The 18,367-nt window shown below is 63.9% G+C and carries 18 protein-coding genes; 10 read left to right on the plus strand and 8 right to left on the minus strand.

Annotated elements, in window-relative coordinates; genetic code table 11:
- Positions 1-4: 4 nt before the first annotated feature.
- From PSO31014_RS20440 to PSO31014_RS20450, 3 genes are all read right to left on the minus strand, one after another.
- Positions 5-1,546 (minus strand): FAD-dependent monooxygenase, encoded by a 1,542-nt coding sequence (locus PSO31014_RS20440; protein WP_150553289.1) that lies wholly within the window; start codon positions 1,544-1,546, stop codon positions 5-7.
- 14 nt (positions 1,547-1,560) lie between these two features.
- Positions 1,561-2,634: a porin gene (locus PSO31014_RS20445; protein WP_150553290.1), complete on the minus strand. Its 1,074-nt coding sequence runs from the start codon at positions 2,632-2,634 to the stop codon at positions 1,561-1,563.
- Positions 2,635-2,732: 98 nt separating this feature from the next.
- Positions 2,733-4,067, minus strand: coding sequence for an MFS transporter (locus tag PSO31014_RS20450; RefSeq protein WP_150553291.1), 1,335 nt, complete (start codon positions 4,065-4,067; stop codon positions 2,733-2,735).
- Between the two features lie 134 nt (positions 4,068-4,201).
- Here PSO31014_RS20450 and PSO31014_RS20455 point away from each other — a divergent pair, with 134 nt between their 5' ends.
- From PSO31014_RS20455 to PSO31014_RS20485, 7 genes are all read left to right on the plus strand, one after another.
- A complete protein-coding gene (locus PSO31014_RS20455; RefSeq protein WP_150553292.1) occupies positions 4,202-5,212 on the plus strand; it encodes a LysR family transcriptional regulator in 1,011 nt (336 codons plus the stop codon).
- A 206-nt stretch (positions 5,213-5,418) separates the two neighbouring features.
- On the plus strand, positions 5,419-6,378 hold the full coding sequence (locus PSO31014_RS20460; RefSeq protein WP_150553293.1) for a MerR family transcriptional regulator: 960 nt from the start codon (positions 5,419-5,421) through the stop codon (positions 6,376-6,378).
- A gap of 41 nt (positions 6,379-6,419) precedes the next feature.
- On the plus strand, positions 6,420-7,151 hold the full coding sequence (gene folE, locus PSO31014_RS20465; RefSeq protein ID WP_150553294.1) for a GTP cyclohydrolase I: 732 nt from the start codon (positions 6,420-6,422) through the stop codon (positions 7,149-7,151).
- Positions 7,152-7,189: 38 nt separating this feature from the next.
- Complete coding sequence (locus PSO31014_RS20470) at positions 7,190-7,882, plus strand: sigma-70 family RNA polymerase sigma factor (protein ID WP_150553295.1); 693 nt, start codon at positions 7,190-7,192, stop codon at positions 7,880-7,882.
- A 108-nt stretch (positions 7,883-7,990) separates the two neighbouring features.
- Positions 7,991-8,572, plus strand: coding sequence for a lipocalin family protein (locus PSO31014_RS20475; RefSeq protein ID WP_150553296.1), 582 nt, complete (start codon positions 7,991-7,993; stop codon positions 8,570-8,572).
- Complete coding sequence (locus PSO31014_RS20480) at positions 8,569-8,757, plus strand: DUF2256 domain-containing protein (RefSeq protein ID WP_150553297.1); 189 nt, start codon at positions 8,569-8,571, stop codon at positions 8,755-8,757. The genes PSO31014_RS20475 and PSO31014_RS20480 overlap by 4 nt, the downstream gene beginning before the upstream one ends.
- Complete coding sequence (locus PSO31014_RS20485) at positions 8,754-9,878, plus strand: RHS repeat protein (RefSeq protein WP_174976599.1); 1,125 nt, start codon at positions 8,754-8,756, stop codon at positions 9,876-9,878. Before PSO31014_RS20480 ends, PSO31014_RS20485 begins: the two co-directional genes overlap by 4 nt.
- Here the strand turns inward: PSO31014_RS20485 and PSO31014_RS20490 are convergent.
- Together PSO31014_RS20490 and PSO31014_RS20495 are read right to left on the minus strand one after the other, a co-directional pair.
- Positions 9,862-11,352: a sensor histidine kinase gene (locus PSO31014_RS20490; protein WP_150553299.1), complete on the minus strand. Its 1,491-nt coding sequence runs from the start codon at positions 11,350-11,352 to the stop codon at positions 9,862-9,864. The genes PSO31014_RS20485 and PSO31014_RS20490 overlap by 17 nt on opposite strands.
- Positions 11,349-12,092: a response regulator transcription factor gene (locus tag PSO31014_RS20495; RefSeq protein ID WP_150553300.1), complete on the minus strand. Its 744-nt coding sequence runs from the start codon at positions 12,090-12,092 to the stop codon at positions 11,349-11,351. Before PSO31014_RS20495 ends, PSO31014_RS20490 begins: the two co-directional genes overlap by 4 nt.
- A 389-nt stretch (positions 12,093-12,481) precedes the next feature.
- Here PSO31014_RS20495 and msrB point away from each other — a divergent pair, with 389 nt between their 5' ends.
- The 3 genes from msrB (at position 12,482) to msrA (ending at position 15,727) form a co-directional block, all read left to right on the plus strand.
- The gene (msrB, locus tag PSO31014_RS20500; protein WP_370364011.1) at positions 12,482-12,925 is read left to right on the plus strand and encodes a peptide-methionine (R)-S-oxide reductase MsrB; all 444 of its coding nucleotides are present in this window, start codon (positions 12,482-12,484) and stop codon (positions 12,923-12,925) included.
- A 76-nt stretch (positions 12,926-13,001) separates the two neighbouring features.
- Positions 13,002-14,825 carry a cytochrome c biogenesis protein DipZ gene (locus tag PSO31014_RS20505; RefSeq protein WP_150553301.1) on the plus strand — a complete coding sequence of 608 codons (1,824 nt, stop codon included), beginning with the start codon at positions 13,002-13,004 and terminating at the stop codon, positions 14,823-14,825.
- Positions 14,826-14,983: 158 nt separating this feature from the next.
- Positions 14,984-15,727 (plus strand): peptide-methionine (S)-S-oxide reductase MsrA, encoded by a 744-nt coding sequence (gene msrA / locus PSO31014_RS20510; RefSeq protein WP_150553315.1) that lies wholly within the window; start codon positions 14,984-14,986, stop codon positions 15,725-15,727.
- Between the two features lie 50 nt (positions 15,728-15,777).
- On the opposite strand, the gene PSO31014_RS20515 is transcribed toward msrA, so the two are convergent.
- From PSO31014_RS20515 to PSO31014_RS20525, 3 genes are all read right to left on the minus strand, one after another.
- Entirely contained in the window at positions 15,778-16,155 is a 378-nt protein-coding gene (locus PSO31014_RS20515; RefSeq protein WP_150553302.1) for a VOC family protein, read from the minus strand.
- Positions 16,156-16,317: 162 nt separating this feature from the next.
- Positions 16,318-17,001 carry a helix-turn-helix transcriptional regulator gene (locus PSO31014_RS20520; protein WP_150553303.1) on the minus strand — a complete coding sequence of 228 codons (684 nt, stop codon included), beginning with the start codon at positions 16,999-17,001 and terminating at the stop codon, positions 16,318-16,320.
- Between the two features lie 46 nt (positions 17,002-17,047).
- A complete protein-coding gene (locus tag PSO31014_RS20525) occupies positions 17,048-18,277 on the minus strand; it encodes a cytochrome c (RefSeq protein ID WP_150553316.1) in 1,230 nt (409 codons plus the stop codon).
- Positions 18,278-18,367: the final 90 nt, after the last annotated feature.

Consider the following 18,367-nt stretch of genomic DNA (forward strand, 5'->3'; position numbering starts at 1 on the left):
GGGGTCACCGCTTCAGCCATTTGCCAAGTTGCACGTCGACGTCTTCTTCGCGAGCCAACGTCTCGCTTGCCCACGCGACATAGCCATCGGGACGCACCAGCAACCCCTTGACGCCTTCGAGCGCCGCAGGAATGCGTGCGACACGAGCCCTGAGCACACTCACCGGCCGACCGGTAATGTCGATCGACTCGAACTGACGTGCAAAGCCGTCCAGATCGATCAGCAAGAATTTCCGCTCGCGCAACGCCTGCGTGATCGCCACCGATCGGCCGTCAAGCAAGACCAGGTCGATATCTGGGCAACGCTGCCCGGTCAACGGATGGCTGCCTGGATCGCACGGATAGGCCGTCTCCAGACCATTGAGTTCGAGCACCAATTTGCGTTGCACCTCTGGCAGCGGAATCAGGTGCTCCTGCATCCGTCGCTTGAGCGCGACGGCCTCGGGGCCGAAGTTGAATTGCAACGCGCACTGTGCCTTTACGCTCTCGAGCAGCCGGTGCATGACCGGAAGGCGTTCCGAATCGTAGGTGTCGAGCGTCTTGGCGTCCGCCACGCCGTTGATGACATTGGCCAGCTTCCAGCCAAGGTTGAACGCGTCCTGCAAGCAGAAGTTCATGCCTACGCCACTGGCCGGATAGTGAATGCGGGCGGATTCCCCTACCAGAAACACACGCCCCTGTCGAAGTGTTGGCACCGCCCGCATCTGGTCATCGAAACGCGAAGCCCAGCGGTATCCCTTGATGCCGTAATCGGTGCCATGCACGTCACGAATGCACTGCAACACCTCCTCGAGCGTCACCGGCTCGTCCTTCGGTGCATGCCGGCGATCCCGATGCACGATGTTGAATCGCGTAATGCCTTCGCCGAATACGTAGCCGCGCACCCACCCCATCTCGTTGTCTACGTTGATACGCCCCCCCGGCCACGGCGCCTCGAGCTCAGCGTCGACAACAATGCCGCGAAACGTCCCCGAATGCCCGTCGAACGGAAGACCCAGCTTGGAACGCACGACGCTACGCCCGCCATCCGCGCCGACAACGTACTGGGCGCGCAGCGTCGAGAGGTTTCCGGTGGGATCGGATAGCGCAAGCTCCACGCCGTCATGCAACTCGCGCACGTCACGGACTTCCTCGCCTCGCCGGATCACGGCTCCCGATTCAGCGGCCCACTCCCACAATACTTCCTCGGTCTTGTTCTGCGGCAAACCCAGCGTGAAGCCGAAGCGCGTCTCGAGGTACTTCCATTCAATCGGATGGAATCCCGCCCAAATGTGTGATGGTCGATACGGATATTCCGCAATTTCACGCGTTTTTCGGATCAGTCGATCGGCGATGCCTCGGGTATCGAACAGCTCCAGAACCCGTGGCAAAATCGTGCCCGCGCGCGACTGCACGCCTTCGGTGCGTCGCTCAATCACAAGCGTCTTTACGCCGGCGCCGGCCAACTCGGCAGCCATCGTCAAACCCGACGGGCCACCGCCGACAACAATCACATCCCACTGCATTGCATTTTCTCCATCAGATACCGAGACTGAACCGGCCGACATGTTCACGTTGCCGGTTAAAAGAAGTGCGTGACACCGGCCTCAAGCACCGCCTGGTGCGATGCCGACGCCGGCGGTTGATTTCGAAGCACGGCAAACTGGCCTGATCCTGCGAACTGAAACACCCCGAGGAGATACAGACTGGTGCGTTTCGAAAGGGCATAGTCGATATGCCCGTGAAACTGATTCCACTTGTAAGACTCGAGTTTTGTGTACGAGTAGCCACCGCCAATTCGCGTCTGCGGCGTCACGTACTTGTAGGCGCCTACATCAATCGATTGCGCCGTGGCCGATGCGCCAGCAGCCGATAGGCGCGTGTAGCTGTAGTTACCCATCACGCGCCAGCCATCGTTCACGTATGCGACGCCCACCGTGCCTGTGTTCTGACTCTGGAATACCGAGGCCGTCGGTGTCTTCGTGAAATCAATGCCGTACAGGCTTGACACGCCCAACTTGAGTCCCGGCGCGTACGGAACGCCGTTGACGGACTCCCAGACGGCGACCGTTTGCCACGGCCCCGTCGCATAAGCGACTTCGGCACCGACGACGCGGCCCGTGTTGGTGGTCGAGCCCGCCTGCCCGATCCCGTACATCAGACCGAACTGAAATCCGCCATAGAGGGGTGACTTGTATTTGAACGAGTTGTTCAGGGCGTTGCCGACCGTTCTGTCAAGATTCCCCGGATGCGTCGCGAGAAGTGACGTAAACCGCTCGGACGTAAAGGGCACCAGATCGGCTAGCAAGTCGTACATCGAACCCATGGTCAACGTACCTTTGCTCGCGGAACTCAACCCGACGAAGCTCTCGAATGGCGCGTCGGTTCCGTTATTGAGAAAAGCGTAGCGGCTCAGGCGGAATACCGCGGAGGTGTCGCTGTCGATCACTTCCTTACCCGAAATCGCAAAGAACGGCACGGCGTGGGTATTGGTGGCTTGCCACAGTGCTCCGCTACCGATTGGGCTGGCGTTACTGGTGTACGAGACACCCATACCAAGCAGCCCAGAGAGCGTCACGCTCGATTGCGCATGAATGGATGCGCTTGCCGATAATAATATCGCAGTACTAATAAATTTTATTTTTACGAGCTTCATTGAAACGTCTCCTGGCTATTTTTCTGTGTTTCCCACTTCACGCATGTCGCAATGCGCGGTCGCACGCGGGTGCGTTGTTAAGCAAGATCAACGCCGAATCAAGGCGCACCCACTTGCGTCGCAACATTCGACATGACGCTTTCGGTACGCGACACACTCCGATACAGCGCTGCAGACGCCACCAGTGCGATCCCTCCTGACACGGCGAATACAACTGCCATTGCATTGGGCAAGGCATCTGCACTACCGGCGAACAGGAGTCGCCCGACGAGGGCGATGAGCGTGGGCGAAAGGCCCTGACCAAGCAACCCATTCAACACGAGCACGATCGCCATGACGATGCCGATCGACTGCGTGGGTACGACGCGCGCCACGATCGTCGAGGTGACGGACATGAAGGTCCAGGAGAAAAGAACAACCAGCGCATCGACGATCCAGAACGTCTGCAGCGTTCCCGTCAGCACCAGCGCCACCGTGAGTACCGCAACGGCAATACTCGTCACCATGCCCACCCGAGCTACGCTGGTCAGCGCCGCCGCTCTGCGCTCCATCGCCACTCCTGCCAACCAGAGCCCGAGCGGCCCCATGGTCAGCAGCACGGTCCCCTGAATCAGCCCAATCTCCCTCATGCCGAGATGGAAGCGTCGAACGATCACGGTTGGCAGCCACGCCGCCAGGCCGAACGTGATGATGGCGTTCGCCACGACAAAGAGGAACAACGGTCCGAAGATGGCACGATGCGCCCAGAGATAGGCGGCGACGTGGTGCGTGCGCCGCGGCAGGTTCGTCGCGCCGTCGCGTTGACGCCCCGGATCCTTGCTCAGGAAAATCATCACGCTCATCGGCACGCCAACCAACCCAATCAGGAACAGCGTCATCTGCCAGGCCGTCACATTTCCCAGGAACGGGATGGTGTTCATGCCGGACGACTGAATCACGCTCATCAACGGACCGCCAAGGACCAGCGACAATCCGGTGCCAAGCATCAACGCCATCGTATAGACGGAGAGCGCTCGCGCGCGGCGGTCCTCGTCCACACCGTCGCGAATCAGTGAATACGATGACGGGGGAATCAACGCCTCGGCCCCACCCACAATGACGCGCGCGGCCACCAGGACGGCAAAGGTGGTCGCTGCAGCGTTGGCCGCGACTGCCAGTGACCACACCAACACCCCGGCGGCAATGATCAGACGACGGTCGAATCGATCTGCCAGCCAGCCCGCAGGCAATCCCACCACGATATTGGCCACAGCAAATGCCGCTCCAATCAGAAAGCTGATTTGCACGTCGCTCACACCGAAATCACGCTGGATCGGCGCGACCATGAGTACCAGGATGTTCTTGTCGATCTGGGCCAGCATGGTCATCAGTGTCAAGGTGGCGACCAGCCCCCACTGGGCAAGCCGCGAGCCCGCCTTACGATACGCCTGCATAGGTTCATGTCTCCGTGATGCTTGTTGGTTTCCAGGCTATGGCTGCCTGTTGAGCCGATTATAGGTATCGCATGACATTTATATAATTTATTGTTTAAATACGGTGCATCTATCCTGTAAATATCAAACTGGTCATGCGATTCAATAAGCTCGATCTCAACCAACTCGTGGTACTCGATGCCCTTCTATCCACTCGCAGCGTCGGCAAAGCCGCCGAGCGTTTGTTCTTGAGCCAGCCCGCGACCAGTTGCTCGCTGTCCCGCCTGCGTGAGTATTTCGAGGACGAGTTGCTCGTGCCGGTAGGAAAAACGCAGGTCCTCACACCGCTAGCCGAGGAGTTGGCAAAACCCGTGAGGGACGTCCTGCTCCAAATCCAGACGATCACGCGCGCACGTCCCACGTTCGATCCTGCGACATCGACACGTCGCTTCACGATAGAGGCGTCCGACTACGTGATCAGTGTGTTCCTGTCGGAAGTGGTCAAGCGGGCGACAACGCTGGCGCCCCTGATGCAGTTCGACTTGCGCGCGATCAGTCCCCAGACGCCCGAGCATCTGGAGAACGGCGAGGCAGAACTGCTGATCGCACCAGAGTTCGCCAAGGTTGCCGGCCATCCGGCGGAGCCTTTGTTCGACGACACGTTTTCGTGTCTCGTGTGCGCCGAGTACCGAATGGCGGGCGACCGGTTGACGGAAGACGAGTACTTCGACGCCGCTCATGTGGGTGTCGAATGGGGGGGCGGGCGTCGCATTACTTTCGACGCCCGCTTACTGTCCACGAGCAAGCGCACACGGCGCCAGACGGTGATCGCGCCGACCTTCACGCTGGTGCCCGCATTGCTCGTGGGTACCTCGCGCATCGCCACGCTCCCCTCCCGGCTCGCGCATCAGATGGCGCAACGCTTCCCCCTTCGCGTGCTGGAATGCCCTGTCGGCATCCCGGCCTTTGTCGAAAACCTTCAATGGCACAAGTATCAAGAACGCGATCCGGCCATTGCCTGGCTACGGTCGCTGTTTCGCGAGACCGCCGAACACTTGCCCCCAATCTCGACGCCCGGCGAAGAGGTCGTCCGTAAATCAGGCGCTGGGCGCGGGACGCATCGGCGCGCCGAACCCAAAATCAAGCGATCGAAAACCGAAAATTAACTGCGCGCCAATCCATCGGCGTAGTACCGACAACACCGTGTTTCGACCGCAGGCTACGGAAACAAACAACATGAGTCTATATTTAGACTCATATATAACTTAATATACAAATTGAGTCTGATTTATTGACTCATATAAACATTTGAGTTAGATTACAGCTCATTGAGTAGCTTTTGCACGACAACGCCCTCAGGGTGGAGGAGACGGTGGATACAGTTCGACGGTACCGAAGCGGCGAGGCAGCCAAGCTCGTCGACATGCCTGCTGCAACGTTGCGTATCTGGGAGCAACGGTATGGCGTCGTGTCGCCGCCCACTAGCGCCTCGGGTCAGCGCCTGTATTCCGATGTCGACGTCCATCGCCTGAAGACGATCAAAGCACTGGTGAACCGAGGGCACGCCATTAGCTCGATTGCCCATCTGGATGGCGATCAGTTGAGACAATTGGCCAGCTCAGACGGCAACCCTGCGATGTCAGACGCCCCCGTGCGAGACACGAACCTCTTCATCGTCGGATTTGGCGAAAGCGTGACGCTTGACATCCCGAACGGCGTCAATGCCGTCCGGCTCGATACCGTTCAGGAGATCCCTTCCGCCGACGGCAACGATTCCGCCGAGAACTGTGCCGTCATTCGGGTCGAGGCGCTTCACGAAGACGTGGTCCTGGCGATCGTCTCGGCCGCGCAGCGGCTGATGTGCGATGACGTGCTCGTCGTATACGCCTTCGGCACGACGCGGGCGGCCGAACTCGCGCGATTGGAGGGCATCAACCTCAAACGCGCCCCCAACGCCCTACTGCACGCGAACGACCTCCTCTTCGATTACCTGCAAACGTTACGTCGCATCGATTCCCGCAGCGCAGGCCGGGAGCGAATCTGGCAAAGGACGCCGCGTCGGTTCGACAACGACACGCTGACGAGGGTCGTCTCCCGGTCGACGACCATCGCTTGCGAGTGCCCCAAGCATCTTGCCGAACTCGTGCTGCAAATCGCCGCGTTCGAGCGTTATAGCGATGAATGTGAGTCGCGCTCGCCGGCCGACGCGCTACTTCATAGACATCTCGGCGACGCGGCCAACAAAGCCGTTGCCATGTTCGAAGATGCCCTCGCCGCCGTGGCTGAGCACGAAGGCTGGTCTATGCCGGCGATCGCGCGTGGCGAGCGCTGAACGTCACCGCGCGTAAGCAACTTCCTTTTCCGGAGAACCTCATGGGCGCGATCATCGATTCACAACCGGCCATCACGAAGGGCGCCGCGGAAGGCGTCCCGTTGTCACAAGTCATCCGGCAACGCTTGCGAAACGCCCGTGTCCGGTTTCACGCCAACGACAACATCGCCGCCCACCTGCGCGAGGGGGATGTCGATACGCTGCAGAGCGAAGTGGCAATGCACATCGAGAACGCCCTTCGCGCACTTGTCATCGACGTCGACAACGATCACAACACGCGCGAGACAGCCAAGCGCGTCGCGAAAATGTTCGTCCGGGAAGTGTTCTCCGGACGGTACGAACCGCCGCCCGTGGTCACGGAATTCCCGAACATCGGGCAACTGAACGAACTCACGCTGATCGGGCCGCTTCGCGTGCGTAGCGCGTGCTCGCATCATCTCTGCCCGATCATGGGTCGCGCGTGGATTGGCGTATTGCCCGCGGCGAATTCGAATCTGCCAGGTCTTTCCAAATACGCCCGATTGCTCAATTGGGTCATGGCACGACCGCAAATTCAGGAAGAAGCCGTCAAGCAGATCGCCGACTTGCTCGAAGAAAAGATCGCCCCCGACGGACTCGCCGTCGTGATGGAGGCGGATCACTTCTGCATGCATTGGCGAGGCACCAAAGACGACGGCGCGCGCATGGTGAGCAGCGTCATGCGGGGACGCTTCCTCGAAGATCCCGCGTTGCGCCGCGAGTTTCTGGCGTTGATGCCCGACCGCTCGCAGTAAGGCACCGATCCCGCAGCATCCTTCCTGGAGACGCCGCGATGACAACCATCGACATCAGTCAATACGCTTGTCCGACGGGCACGGGCAGCGGCGGCGTCTCGTCGCAGAGTGCGCCCGCGAGTGCGAGTGCGTGCTCGAGCGCGGCCGGTGCCTGCGCGGGTACCGCCCGCATGTCGGCTCGTCCTTCCCTCGGCGATTGCACCGACCTGACGGGTCTGCTGACGCTTGCGCAGCTCGGCGACGAGGATGCGTTCTCGCAGCTTTACCGGCATACCTCGTCCGTGCTGTTCGGCGTCATCCTCCGCGTGATCCATCATCGCGCCGAAGCCGAAGATATTCTTCAGGACGTCTATATGGCGTTGTGGCAGCGTCGTCTGGTGTTCGATGCGCAACGCGGCGACGTGCTTCCGTGGATGTCGACCATCGCCCGGAACCGAGCCATCAGCTATTTGCGCAAACGACAACCGATTCCGCTGGACGAGACCCTCATGTCGTCAATCGCCGCGGATACCGCGCTTCCGCCAGAGCTCAGTGAGAAAGATCGCGAAAAGCGACGACTCTCGGTGGCAATGACCGCCCTCTCTGCGCAACAGCGACAGGCCATTACGATCGCCTACTTCGGCGGCTTCACCTATACGGAACTTGCCCGTACGCTGGGTGTACCGGAGGGCACTGCCAAAAGCTGGATTCGTCGAGGCCTCGCCAAGCTTCGGGATGTGCTCGAGTCCTGAAAATTCGCGCCGGCGGTCACGCTTGAGCATACCGAGAGTCGATGCCAACGTGCTTGATGGACGACGAACGCAAACACAGGCTTTCCATTCACCGACACAGGGCCCTCCATGACCAACGCTGTTCCCGCCAAACGAACCGTCGCGCTGCGGTGGCTGAGCGCGCTCTCGCTCTCGTTCGCGTTCCTCCTGCTCTCCGGGTGCGCCAACACGAGTCCGCCGCCAGGGGTCTCCCCCGTGTCGCCCTTCGATGTGAGTCGCTATCAGGGCCGCTGGTACGAACTGGCTCGCCTCGACCATGCGTTCGAGCGCGGCATGACGGACGTGTCCGCCACCTACACGCCGCAGTCAGATGGCAGTATTCGCGTGCTCAACCGCGGCTTCGATACGTCGAACGGTCGGTGGCAAGCGGTGACCGGCAAGGCGCTGTTTACCGGGTCGCCGTCTGTCGCATCGCTGAAGGTATCGTTTTTCGGGCCGTTCTACGGCGGTTACCACGTGGCCGCCATCGACCCCGACTATCGGTGGGCGCTGGTGGTGGGACCGAATACCGGTTACTGCTGGATTCTCGCGAGGGAGAAGCATCTCGGCGCGAGCGAGATGAAGCGCATTGTGGCGCGCGCGCAAGCGCTGGGCGTCGATACGGCGTCGCTTGTCTGGGTGACGCATGATCGTGTCGATCCCACCGAATGACCCAGCACGGTAAAGCGTTTCTGCCCAGCAAAGTCTGTCAAGCGTGCGGCCGGCCCTTCACCTGGCGCAAGAAATGGGCGCGCGTGTGGGACGACGTCAGGTACTGTTCCGAGCGATGCCGGCGGGTGCGTCGCCCGGAGCCGGTACAATCGGGACAAAATACCTTCGGCAAACCCTTCCGATGATGTCAGCTTCATCCATCCGCCTCATCCTTTCAGCCCCTTCCGCCCGCCCTGTCCGGGCAGCGCTTGCCCTGGCAGCACTGGCCGCCGCGCTGGCCGGCTGCGCGGGTCCCCGGCCACAGGCCACACTGGAGACCCCGCCGAGCGCCAGCACGTCGCCCCCTGCCCCGACGAGTCCATCGCCCGCCGCCGACGCGCCGCAGGCGTCCGCGCCGCTGCCGTGGTGCGTTCAGACTTCGCTACGCGAGGAGGACGACCTGATGCGCAACTTCGGCGGCATTCCCGCCGGGGTTCGCCGGATCGAAGAAACCCGCTTCATCGCCAGCTATGATCGCGTCACTGGCAAGGTCGGGCCGCTCGACAACGGCAATCGCTTCGTCATGGATTTCGACGCGCAAGGTCACCTGCTCGCGAGTACCGACCGCGGCCACTATTCGTATGACGCCAACGGCCGACTGAACAGCATCGACGGCGTCCCCGTCGACTGGCAAAGCGCCGACGCCTGGATCGTGCGCGGCCCCGGACGTCGCGCCACATGGAAGGAGCAGGTGCACCAGGAGAACAACGGGCAGTTGGAATGGACCCGCAGCCTCATCGCCGCCGCCAACGGCGCGCATCATCACCGTACGGGCACCCTGCAGGCGCGACGGTTCGACGACGAGTGCTTCGCGCTCTCGCGTCAGTGGTCGGCGCCCAACGAAGCGCGTCAGGTCGTCACGGCCGACGGGAAGGTGCGTCCAGCGCCGAAGCGGGTCTCATACCGGACGTTCGCCAGCGTGGAGCGCAAGCCGGACGGCGGGCGCATCGTCCGCGACAACGGCGCCGCCGCCTTCATCGACGGCCAATGGCTCGCGCTGGCGTGGGACAACGAGGTCGCGCAATACTCGCCGCGTCACGAACTCACGCGCGTGACCCGCACCGACGCCGCCACCGGCGAGCGTCATGTGTCCGAGTACCACTACAAGTACGACGCGCGCGGCAATATCGTGCGCGTCGTGATCACCTCCCCCGCGGCGCACGGCGAGAAGGTCGACCCGTTCGCCAATGTCTTCGTGCGCAAACTGACATACTTCGACGCGGCGCCGGCCGCCCAGGCGCCCAACCAACTCACGTCGGCAAAGTAAAGCGGAACGTCGCCCCCTGCCCGGCCTGCCCGGGCGTGTCGACCAGCGTGATACGCCGTCCGTGCAGTTGCAGAATGCGATGCACGATGCGCAAACCCAGCCCGCCCTCGCGGCGGGCGCCGCCGACCGTGAATGGCCGCTCGAACAGGCCTTCGCGCGCGGTCTCGGAAATGCCGGGACCGGTGTCGCTCACCAACACTTCGATGTCGGCGCCCACCGGCGCCACCGCCACCGTGATCTCACCACCCGACGGCGTGTAGCGCAGCGCGTTGTCGAGCAGGTTCGTGAACACGCGCTCGATCAGGCCGAGGTCGGCCCGCGCAACGGGAATTTGCGGCGCGAGTTGCGCGCGCAACGCGACGCCGCGCGACTCGGCACTCAGTTCGAATTTCTGAAAGACGTCCTGGATCAGATCCGTCACAGAGAACGGCTCGGCCTCGGGCTGCACGAAGCCATGTTCCAGACGAGCCAGTTCGAACAGCGACTGCGCCAGCGCGCCGACCTTGCGGCTCTGATCGAGGGCGATGCCCAGATAGCGCCGCCGCTCGGCGGGCGTGAGCGTGGCGTCCTTGAGCGAGAGCGTCTCGAGATAGCCGTGCAGCGACGAGAGCGGCGTGCGCAGATCGTGCGAGATGTTGGCAATGAGTTCGCGCCGCTCCTGATCCTGACGTGTGAGCGTGCGCCACTGCGTGCCCAGTCGCTCGACCATCTGCCGGAAAGTGCGCTCGAGCACCACGATCTCGTCGTTCGGCCGCGCCTGCTGCGACGCCAGTTCATCCGCGGAGACGGCAGGCAGCTGCACCGGGGCCGCGTCGATATCGAACTCGCGCACGGAATCCGTCAAGCGGCGCAGCGGACGCGTAATCAGCGCGAACGCCGCCAGACCGGCAATCAGGCACAGCGCCGCCACCAGGCCGATCGACCATAGCGCCGTATCGAGCGCCGCGCTCGTCGCCCCGCGCGCCGCGAAGCGGTCGTGCGCCTCGCCGACCAGCACGACGTAGACGTAGCCGACCTCGCGACCGTCCACCCGCAGCGGTGCGGCGCTGAATACCTTGCGAACATCGGCATTACGGGGATCGTCGCCATAGATCGGCAACGCCTCGCCATCGATCAGCCGATGCACGGGAGCCAGATCGACCTGCATGCGCCGCAGATGGCCTTCAGGCGCCGCGTGACCGGTGATGCGCCCCTGCATGTCGAGCAGATACACTTCGACGCTCGGATTCACCACCATGAGTTGCCCGAACAGACGCCTCACGGCGTCGGGCTTCATGCCGTTCGCGTCCATGAGCTGGGCATTCGCGGCGATATGCTCCGCCAGTCCGCGCGAGAGTCCCTGAATCACTTCGGCTTCGTGCATGCGATTGGCGCGCACCTGCATCCACGCCGACGTGCCGCAGCACACCAGCAGCAGTCCCGCGAATACCAGCGACAGGCGCTGCGTGAGGGTGAGATTCCAGCGACGCATCATGCGCCTCCTGCCTCGGCACCCGTGCCGTCGGGCCCGCTGTCGTTGGCGAACTTGTAGCCGCGCCCCCAGACCGTGAGGATACGCGCGGGCTGCGCCGGATCCGCTTCGATCTTGGCACGCAGGCGATTGATGTGGGTGTTGACGGTGTGCTCGTAACCCTCGTGCTGATAGCCCCACACCGCATTGAGCAGGTCCATGCGCGAGAACACCTTGCCGGGCTGACGGGCGAAGAAGTACAGCAGATCGAATTCGCGCGGCGTGAGATCGAGCCGCTTGCCGCCAAGCGATGCCTCCCGCGCAATCGGGTCGATGAACAACCCCGCCATCGCCAGGCTGCCGGCGTCCATGCGCGCGTTGCGCGCCAGCGCATCGACCCGCCGCATGAGCGCCTTGACCCGCGCCACCAGCTCCAGCACTGAAAACGGCTTGGCCAGATAGTCGTCGGCGCCCAATTCCAGCCCGAGAATACGATGCACTTCGCTCGCGCGCGCACTGATGATGATAATCGGCGTATAGCGGGTCATCGCCCGCGCGCGACGGCAGATCTCCAGCCCGTCGACGCCGGGCAGCATCAGGTCGAGGACCAGCGCGTCCCAGCCCCCCTCGGACAATCGACGAAGACCTTCGTCGCCGTCGGCGCAATGCACGACCTCGAACCGCTCGTCGCGCAGATGCAGCGCGAGCAGGTCGGCGATATGCACGTCGTCTTCGACGAGCAAAACACGGCGCGGCGATTCCATCGCAGGGACAGCTCCCGGGAAAGTGGATCTTGAAGGCCCCATTGTGCGCAGTTCACGCACCGCGAGGTATCACGAATTGTTTAATTTTACGTGAGGACTTTGCCATCGCCGGCGCACTACCCTTCAATTATCGATCCGGCGCGAACGCCTGCTGTGTCTGCTGCGCCGAACCACGGCCGTCGCGCTCCCCTGAACACGCGGCGGCGGGCCAGCCCCGCGCCGGATCGCCCTACTGACCGGAGGATGTCATGCGTTTGTCCGATAAGCCACCGCGCAAGCCGTCGCGTTCCGCCGCCGCCAAGGCTGCCCCGACGCCGTCGCGCCGCGCGTTCCTGCTAAGCGCCACTGCGGCAGCCGCCGCCGTCGCCGCCGGGCTGGTGCCGCGCCTCATGCGCCCCGCGCACGCCGACGATGCCCGTCGCGCCACGGATCCCGAGCACTTCGAGGTCGCCTACAGCGATGCCGAATGGCGCAAGCGTCTGACGCCCGCCCAGTACGAGATCTTGCGTCAGGCGGGCACCGAGCGTCCCTATTCCAGCCCGCTCAATGACGAACACCGCGCCGGAACGTTCGCCTGCGCCGGCTGTGCGCTGCCGCTTTTCTCGTCGCGCACGAAATTCGACAGTCACACGGGTTGGCCGAGCTTCTGGATGCCGCTGGATCATGCCGTGGGCACGCACACCGACTCGACCTTCGGCATGGTTCGCACCGAAGTCCATTGCCGACGTTGTGGCGGCCACCTCGGCCATGTGTTCGACGACGGTCCGAAGCCGACCGGCCTGCGCTATTGCATGAACGGCCTTGCGATGACGTTCCAGCCGCAACCCGCCTGAGCGCCATGCGTCTACCGTCGTCAAGTTACCCACCTCCGCTTCACCCCGCCAACGGGTGCGGCTCAAGGAGCGCTTCATGACTTTGCTCATCCTCGCCTACCTCGGCGGGATTCTGACGATCGTCAGTCCGTGCATCCTGCCGGTACTGCCGTTTGTTTTCTCGCGGGCTGGCCAATCGTTCTCGCGCAGCGTGTTGCCAATGCTTGCGGGCATGGTGCTGATGTTCGCGCTGGTGGCGACGCTCGCCGCCGTTGGCGGAAGCTGGGTCGTGCAGGCGAACCAATATGGCCGCTGGCTGGCGCTGGCCCTCGTCGCGTTGTTCGGCGCGACGCTGCTCTTTCCGAAACTCGGCGAACGGCTCACGCATCCGCTCGTGTCACTGGGGGATCGCCTGTCGCAGTCCGCGCAAGGGAGCGGCAGCATCTCGGGCAATGCGAACACGGGCCCCCGTCCGGGCGCGTCGTTCCTGCTTGGCATTGCCACGGGCCTGCTCTGGGCGCCCTGCGCCGGTCCGATCCTGGGGCTGGTGCTCACGGGCGCGGCACTGCAAGGCGCCAGCGTCGGCACCACGCTGCTGCTCGCCGCCTATGCGGCCGGCGCCGCCACGTCGCTCGGGCTGGCCCTTCTGGTCGGCGGACGCGTCTTCGCCGCCATGAAACGCTCGCTCGGCGCAGGCGAATGGATTCGTCGCGGGCTCGGCGGGCTGATGCTCGCGGGTGTCGCCGCCATCGCCCTCGGGCTCGACACCGGCGCGCTGGCGCAACTCTCGACGCCGTCGACAGGGGGTATCGAGCAGAGGCTCGTCGACGCGCTTGGTACACGCCGCGCCGCCGCTCAGGTCGACGCGAGCGTCGATAGCCACACCGCCGGCCCGACCATGATGCCCGTGCGCGATACGACGATGCGCGCCACCGCCGATGCCCCAGCACCGTTGCCGGTCGAAGGCCAGTTGCCCTCGCTGGACGGCGCCGTGCAATGGCTGAATTCGCCGCCACTCACGGCGCAGGCCCTTCGTGGCAAGGTCGTGCTTGTCGACTTCTGGACGTATTCCTGCATCAACTGCCTGCGCACGTTGCCATACGTCAAAGCCTGGGCGCAGAAGTATCGCGACCAGGGGCTCGTCGTCATCGGCGTGCACGCGCCCGAATTCGCGTTCGAGCGCGACATCGGCAACGTGAAAAAGGCCGTGCACGATCTGGGCGTTGACTACCCGGTGGCCATCGACAACGACTTCGCGATCTGGCGCGGCTTCCACAATCAATACTGGCCGGCACACTATTTCGTCGACGCCCAGGGGCGCGTGCGCTACCACCACTTCGGCGAAGGCAATTACGCCGAGTCGGAACGCGTGATCCAGCAACTGTTGCGCGAGGCCGGTGCGAAGCAGGTCGCGAGCGGCATTGCCGACGTGCAGGCCGGTGGCATTCAGCAAGCGGCCGACATGGGCGACGTTCGCTCGCCAGAGACTTATGTCGGCTACGAGCGCGCGGAGCACTTCGCCTCCCCCGGCGGCGCCGTGCGCGATCAGGCCAGCGACTACCGCGCGCCATCAACGCCGTCGCTCAACCAATGGGCGCTGGCCGGCGACTGGCGCGTGGGGCCGGAACAGGCCACCGCCATGCAAGCCGGGACGCGTATCGTCTATCGCTTCCACGCGCGTGACCTGCATCTCGTGCTCGGCCCGAAGGCCGGCGGCGAACCGGTGCGCTTTCGCGTAACGGTCGACGGCAAGCCGCCCGGCGACGCGCACGGCACCGACGTGGGCGCCGACGGTACCGGCACCGTCGCCTCCCAGCGCCTGTACCAGTTGGTGCGCCAGTCAGGCGACGTGCGCGACCGTACGTTCAGCATCGAGTTTCTCGATCCGGGCGTGTCGGCCTACGCCTTCACCTTCGGCTGAGTTCGATGGCGTTCGGCGAGTCACGCCGCGCCCCGTCCTCCAACCCAATGACCCGGCAGCGACTTCGCAAGACCGCTGCCATCGAGGCGTCTTCGGACGCCGGGAGTTTTCAGATGAACCCGTTCGATCCGCTTCACCCGTCGCAGGCCCGCGACGAGATGCCAGGCCAATCGCCCCGCCGCACGACACCCGCTTCGCGAGTGAGACGCCTGCTGCTTGGCACCGCCGCCGTCGGGGTACTCGTTTGGCAAGTTGGCGCGTACGCCTTCGGCGGTGCCGAGGCGGCCGTCGTCATCGCCGCCCCCAAGCTCGACGAGCCCGCCACGGGCGAGCACACCGAGACGGCCGTGTTCGCCGGCGGCTGCTTCTGGGGGGTGCAAGGGGTGTTCCAGCATGTGAAGGGCGTGACGAAAGCCGTGTCCGGCTACGCGGGCGGCACCGCGAAGACGGCCGATTACGAAACCGTCAGTAGCGGTGCGACGGGCCACGCAGAATCCGTGGAAGTGACGTTCGATCCGCAGCAAGTGTCCTACGGGACGCTGCTGCAGATCTACTTCTCTGTCGCGCACAATCCGACCGAACTCAATCGGCAGGGACCGGACACCGGCACGCAATATCGCTCGGCCGTGTTCCCGATGAGCGAAGCGCAACGCCGTGTCGCCGACGCGTATATCGCTCAGCTCAACGCCTCGCACGCCTATAGCAAGCCCATCGTCACCCGCCTGGAAAAGTACTCGGGCTTCTATCCGGCCGAGACCTATCATCAGGATTTCCTGACCGAGCACCCGACGTATCCGTACATCGTCATCAACGACCTGCCGAAGGTGAAAGACCTCAAGCGTCTGTTCCCCGCGCAGTATCGCGACGCGCCGGTGCTCGTGAAATCCGCCACCGCGATGTAAGGGGCGCCGTCACAACGAGGGACTCGGGCGTCCCTCGCCGAAGCGTTACGTCACTGCGGCGTATCGACGAGCTTGTACACGCGCACCCGGTGACCATCCGGGTCGGACGCCACGAACGTGCGACCGAAGTCCATCGTCGTCGGCGCCTGCAGGATCGTGATGCCTCTCGCGCTCCAGTCCTCCCACGTGGCGTCCACGTGCGCGTTGGACGCCACCGGCAGCACGATTTCGCTACCGCCGGGCGGCGCGATGGCCGTCGGCGCCACGCCATAGCGCGCCCACAGTCCCAACTTAAACCCCGAAGGGAATACGAACATCGCGAATCCGGGCGATGCTTCTACCGGCTCGAGGTCGAACAATTCGGCATAGAACGCCGCGCTTTCGGGGGGACTCGAAACATACAAAATAACCAAGTTCGGATGCAGCATGACTCGCTCCTGTCGATAGTGATGGATGACGTTTTGCTCGGCCGATCCCCGCAGCTGCGGGGCCGTCGTGCGCTGTCATGCATCACATCGTACGAAGCGATGCTGTCAATTTTTGTCAGCAGTCGAATGACGCCTGCGAAGCGTCGCGAACGCCGGCGGAGCTCACCGATTGCCCGTCGTTTCGCGCCACTTCGTGAGCAACGCGCGGCGCCCGCGCGGATAGCGCGTCTCGGTCACGGTCAGCGCCTCGATGCGATCGGCGCGGAAATGACGGAAGTCGTCGCGCAGCTCGCACCACGCGACGATCATGCGCATATGGTCGAAGAAGCCGAGCGCGAACGGCCAGATGACGCGCTCGGACAGGCGGCCCGCTTCGTCGCGATAGGACAATTGGAGTTTTCGTTCGGCGCGAATGGCTTCGCGAATGACCGTCATGTCGACGATCGTCGGCGGTAACGGTTCGCCCGGCGCGATGAGCAAGGTCGAGGCCTCGAGCGACGAGCGCAGATCCGACGGCAGCACCGCCGCGATCTTGGCCAGCGCGTTCGCGCCGGCTTCCGCCAGGGCGCCGTCCGTGCGTCTGGCCACCCACCGCGAACCCAGCACGATGGCCTCGATTTCCTCTTCGGAGAACATCAGCGGCGGGAGCAGAAAGCCCGGCTTCAGGACGTAGCCCAGCCCCGGCGCGCCCTCGATGTGCGCGCCCTGCGCCTGAAGCATGGCGATGTCTCGGTAGAGCGTGCGCAGGCTCACACCGAGCGAATCGGCCAGCGCCGCGCCCGCCACCGGGTAACGGTGGCGGCGCAGCAACTGCATCAACGAGAAGAGACGTTGTGTACGGGACATGGCGCAACATTATGCGCCATGCGGTTGCGCGTGGCAGTCCGTCGGATCACTTCTGGCGCAGTGCCTTGACGATCGCCGAATTCACATCGCCCGCCTGAGCGCCGTAGGCCACACGCAGGTAATTGCTCAGTTCGGCAATCTGCGCGTCGGTGAACTGGCGTGCGAAGCCCGGCATGTCCTGCATCGCCTCCAGCCCCGGGAACCGCTGCGGCTCGATGCCGTCGAGAATCGCGACGATCAGATTGCGTGGATCCTTCTGACGCACCGTCGAATTGCCCAGCATCGCCACCGCCACATGCGGCTTGCCGGTGCCGTCCGCCGCATGGCAGCCCGCACACACGGCGAGATAAAGGTTGCGGCCCGCCTTCAACTGGCTCGCGTCAGGACGCTCCGGGAGTGGGGTCGGCGCGGGGGGCGAGTCACCCAGCAAGTACGTCGAGACCGAGCGCAGATCGTCGGGCGTGAGATATTGCGTGCTCAGATGCACCACCGGATACATCTCGCCGAATGCCGACCCTTGCGGGGCGATTCCCGTGCCGAAGAACGATTGCAGATCCTTCACCGTCCAGCCCCGTGCCGCCAGGGCGTCGGGCGTCAGATCGGGCGCAGCAATCCGGGCGAGCGCCGCCCCGCCGAGCGGCTTCGCGCTGTCGAGCTGACCGAACGTGCCGCGCGGCGTGTGGCATTCGGCACAGTGTCCCAGGGCGTTCGCGAGATAGCGTCCACGCAGCCAGTCGGCGGACTGTCCCTTCGAGGCGTCGGGCAGTGCGTCCTTCAGGAACATCCAGTCCCACACGTGCATGCTCGAGCGCACGTTGTAGGGGAACGAGAGATCATGCTTTCGGTTGGGTATGGCGGCCGGCTTCACCGACATCAGGTAGGCGTAGATGGCGTCGCTGTCCGCGCGGGTCATCTGACGATAGGACGTGTACGGCATGGCCGGATACAGGGCCTTGTCCGGGGCCATCCCGTCATGCAGCGCGCGGTAGAAGTCGGCGGCGGTCCAGCCGCCGATGCCGTTCGTCTTGTCCGGCGTGATATTGGTGCCGTAGAACGTGCCATACGGCGACTTGAGCGGCACGCCGCCCGCAAACGGCGCGCCGTTCGCGCTCGTGTGGCAGGCGGCGCAATCGGCCGCTCGCGCCAGATATTGGCCGCGAGCGATCTGATCGGGCGATGCCGCCGCCCCACCGCCGGCTGCCGATGCCGAGGGACTTGGGGCATCCGCGGCCATCCCGTTCGTCACGAGCGCGGGCGCCGCCGTCGTCTTGGGCATTGGCGGCTGGGCGGGCTTGGGTGGCTTGGGCACTGTCGAGTCGTTGCAGGCGGCGACGAGCAGCAACGCGACAAGACACGCCGCGCGCGC

It is taken from the genome of Pandoraea soli, assembly GCF_902459595.1.
In the GTDB taxonomy this organism is placed as follows: domain Bacteria; phylum Pseudomonadota; class Gammaproteobacteria; order Burkholderiales; family Burkholderiaceae; genus Pandoraea; species Pandoraea cepalis.

Excerpts from the sequence above, each read along its gene's own strand:
- PSO31014_RS20440 (WP_150553289.1), bottom strand. The coding sequence starts at position 1,546 with ATGTCGGCCGGTTCAGTCTCGGTATCTGATGGAGAAAATGCAATGCAG.
- PSO31014_RS20445 (WP_150553290.1), bottom strand. The coding sequence starts at position 2,634 with ATGAAGCTCGTAAAAATAAAATTTATTAGTACTGCGATATTATTATCG.
- PSO31014_RS20450 (WP_150553291.1), bottom strand. The coding sequence starts at position 4,067 with ATGCAGGCGTATCGTAAGGCGGGCTCGCGGCTTGCCCAGTGGGGGCTG.
- PSO31014_RS20455 (WP_150553292.1), top strand. The coding sequence starts at position 4,202 with ATGCGATTCAATAAGCTCGATCTCAACCAACTCGTGGTACTCGATGCC.
- folE (WP_150553294.1), top strand. The coding sequence starts at position 6,420 with ATGGGCGCGATCATCGATTCACAACCGGCCATCACGAAGGGCGCCGCG.
- PSO31014_RS20470 (WP_150553295.1), top strand. The coding sequence starts at position 7,190 with ATGACAACCATCGACATCAGTCAATACGCTTGTCCGACGGGCACGGGC.
- PSO31014_RS20475 (WP_150553296.1), top strand. The coding sequence starts at position 7,991 with ATGACCAACGCTGTTCCCGCCAAACGAACCGTCGCGCTGCGGTGGCTG.
- PSO31014_RS20480 (WP_150553297.1), top strand. The coding sequence starts at position 8,569 with ATGACCCAGCACGGTAAAGCGTTTCTGCCCAGCAAAGTCTGTCAAGCG.
- PSO31014_RS20485 (WP_174976599.1), top strand. The coding sequence starts at position 8,754 with ATGATGTCAGCTTCATCCATCCGCCTCATCCTTTCAGCCCCTTCCGCC.
- PSO31014_RS20490 (WP_150553299.1), bottom strand. The coding sequence starts at position 11,352 with ATGATGCGTCGCTGGAATCTCACCCTCACGCAGCGCCTGTCGCTGGTA.
- PSO31014_RS20495 (WP_150553300.1), bottom strand. The coding sequence starts at position 12,092 with ATGGAATCGCCGCGCCGTGTTTTGCTCGTCGAAGACGACGTGCATATC.
- msrB (WP_370364011.1), top strand. The coding sequence starts at position 12,482 with ATGCGCCCCGCGCACGCCGACGATGCCCGTCGCGCCACGGATCCCGAG.
- PSO31014_RS20505 (WP_150553301.1), top strand. The coding sequence starts at position 13,002 with ATGACTTTGCTCATCCTCGCCTACCTCGGCGGGATTCTGACGATCGTC.
- msrA (WP_150553315.1), top strand. The coding sequence starts at position 14,984 with ATGCCAGGCCAATCGCCCCGCCGCACGACACCCGCTTCGCGAGTGAGA.
- PSO31014_RS20515 (WP_150553302.1), bottom strand. The coding sequence starts at position 16,155 with ATGCTGCATCCGAACTTGGTTATTTTGTATGTTTCGAGTCCCCCCGAA.
- PSO31014_RS20520 (WP_150553303.1), bottom strand. The coding sequence starts at position 17,001 with ATGTCCCGTACACAACGTCTCTTCTCGTTGATGCAGTTGCTGCGCCGC.
- PSO31014_RS20525 (WP_150553316.1), bottom strand. The coding sequence starts at position 18,277 with ATGCCCAAGACGACGGCGGCGCCCGCGCTCGTGACGAACGGGATGGCC.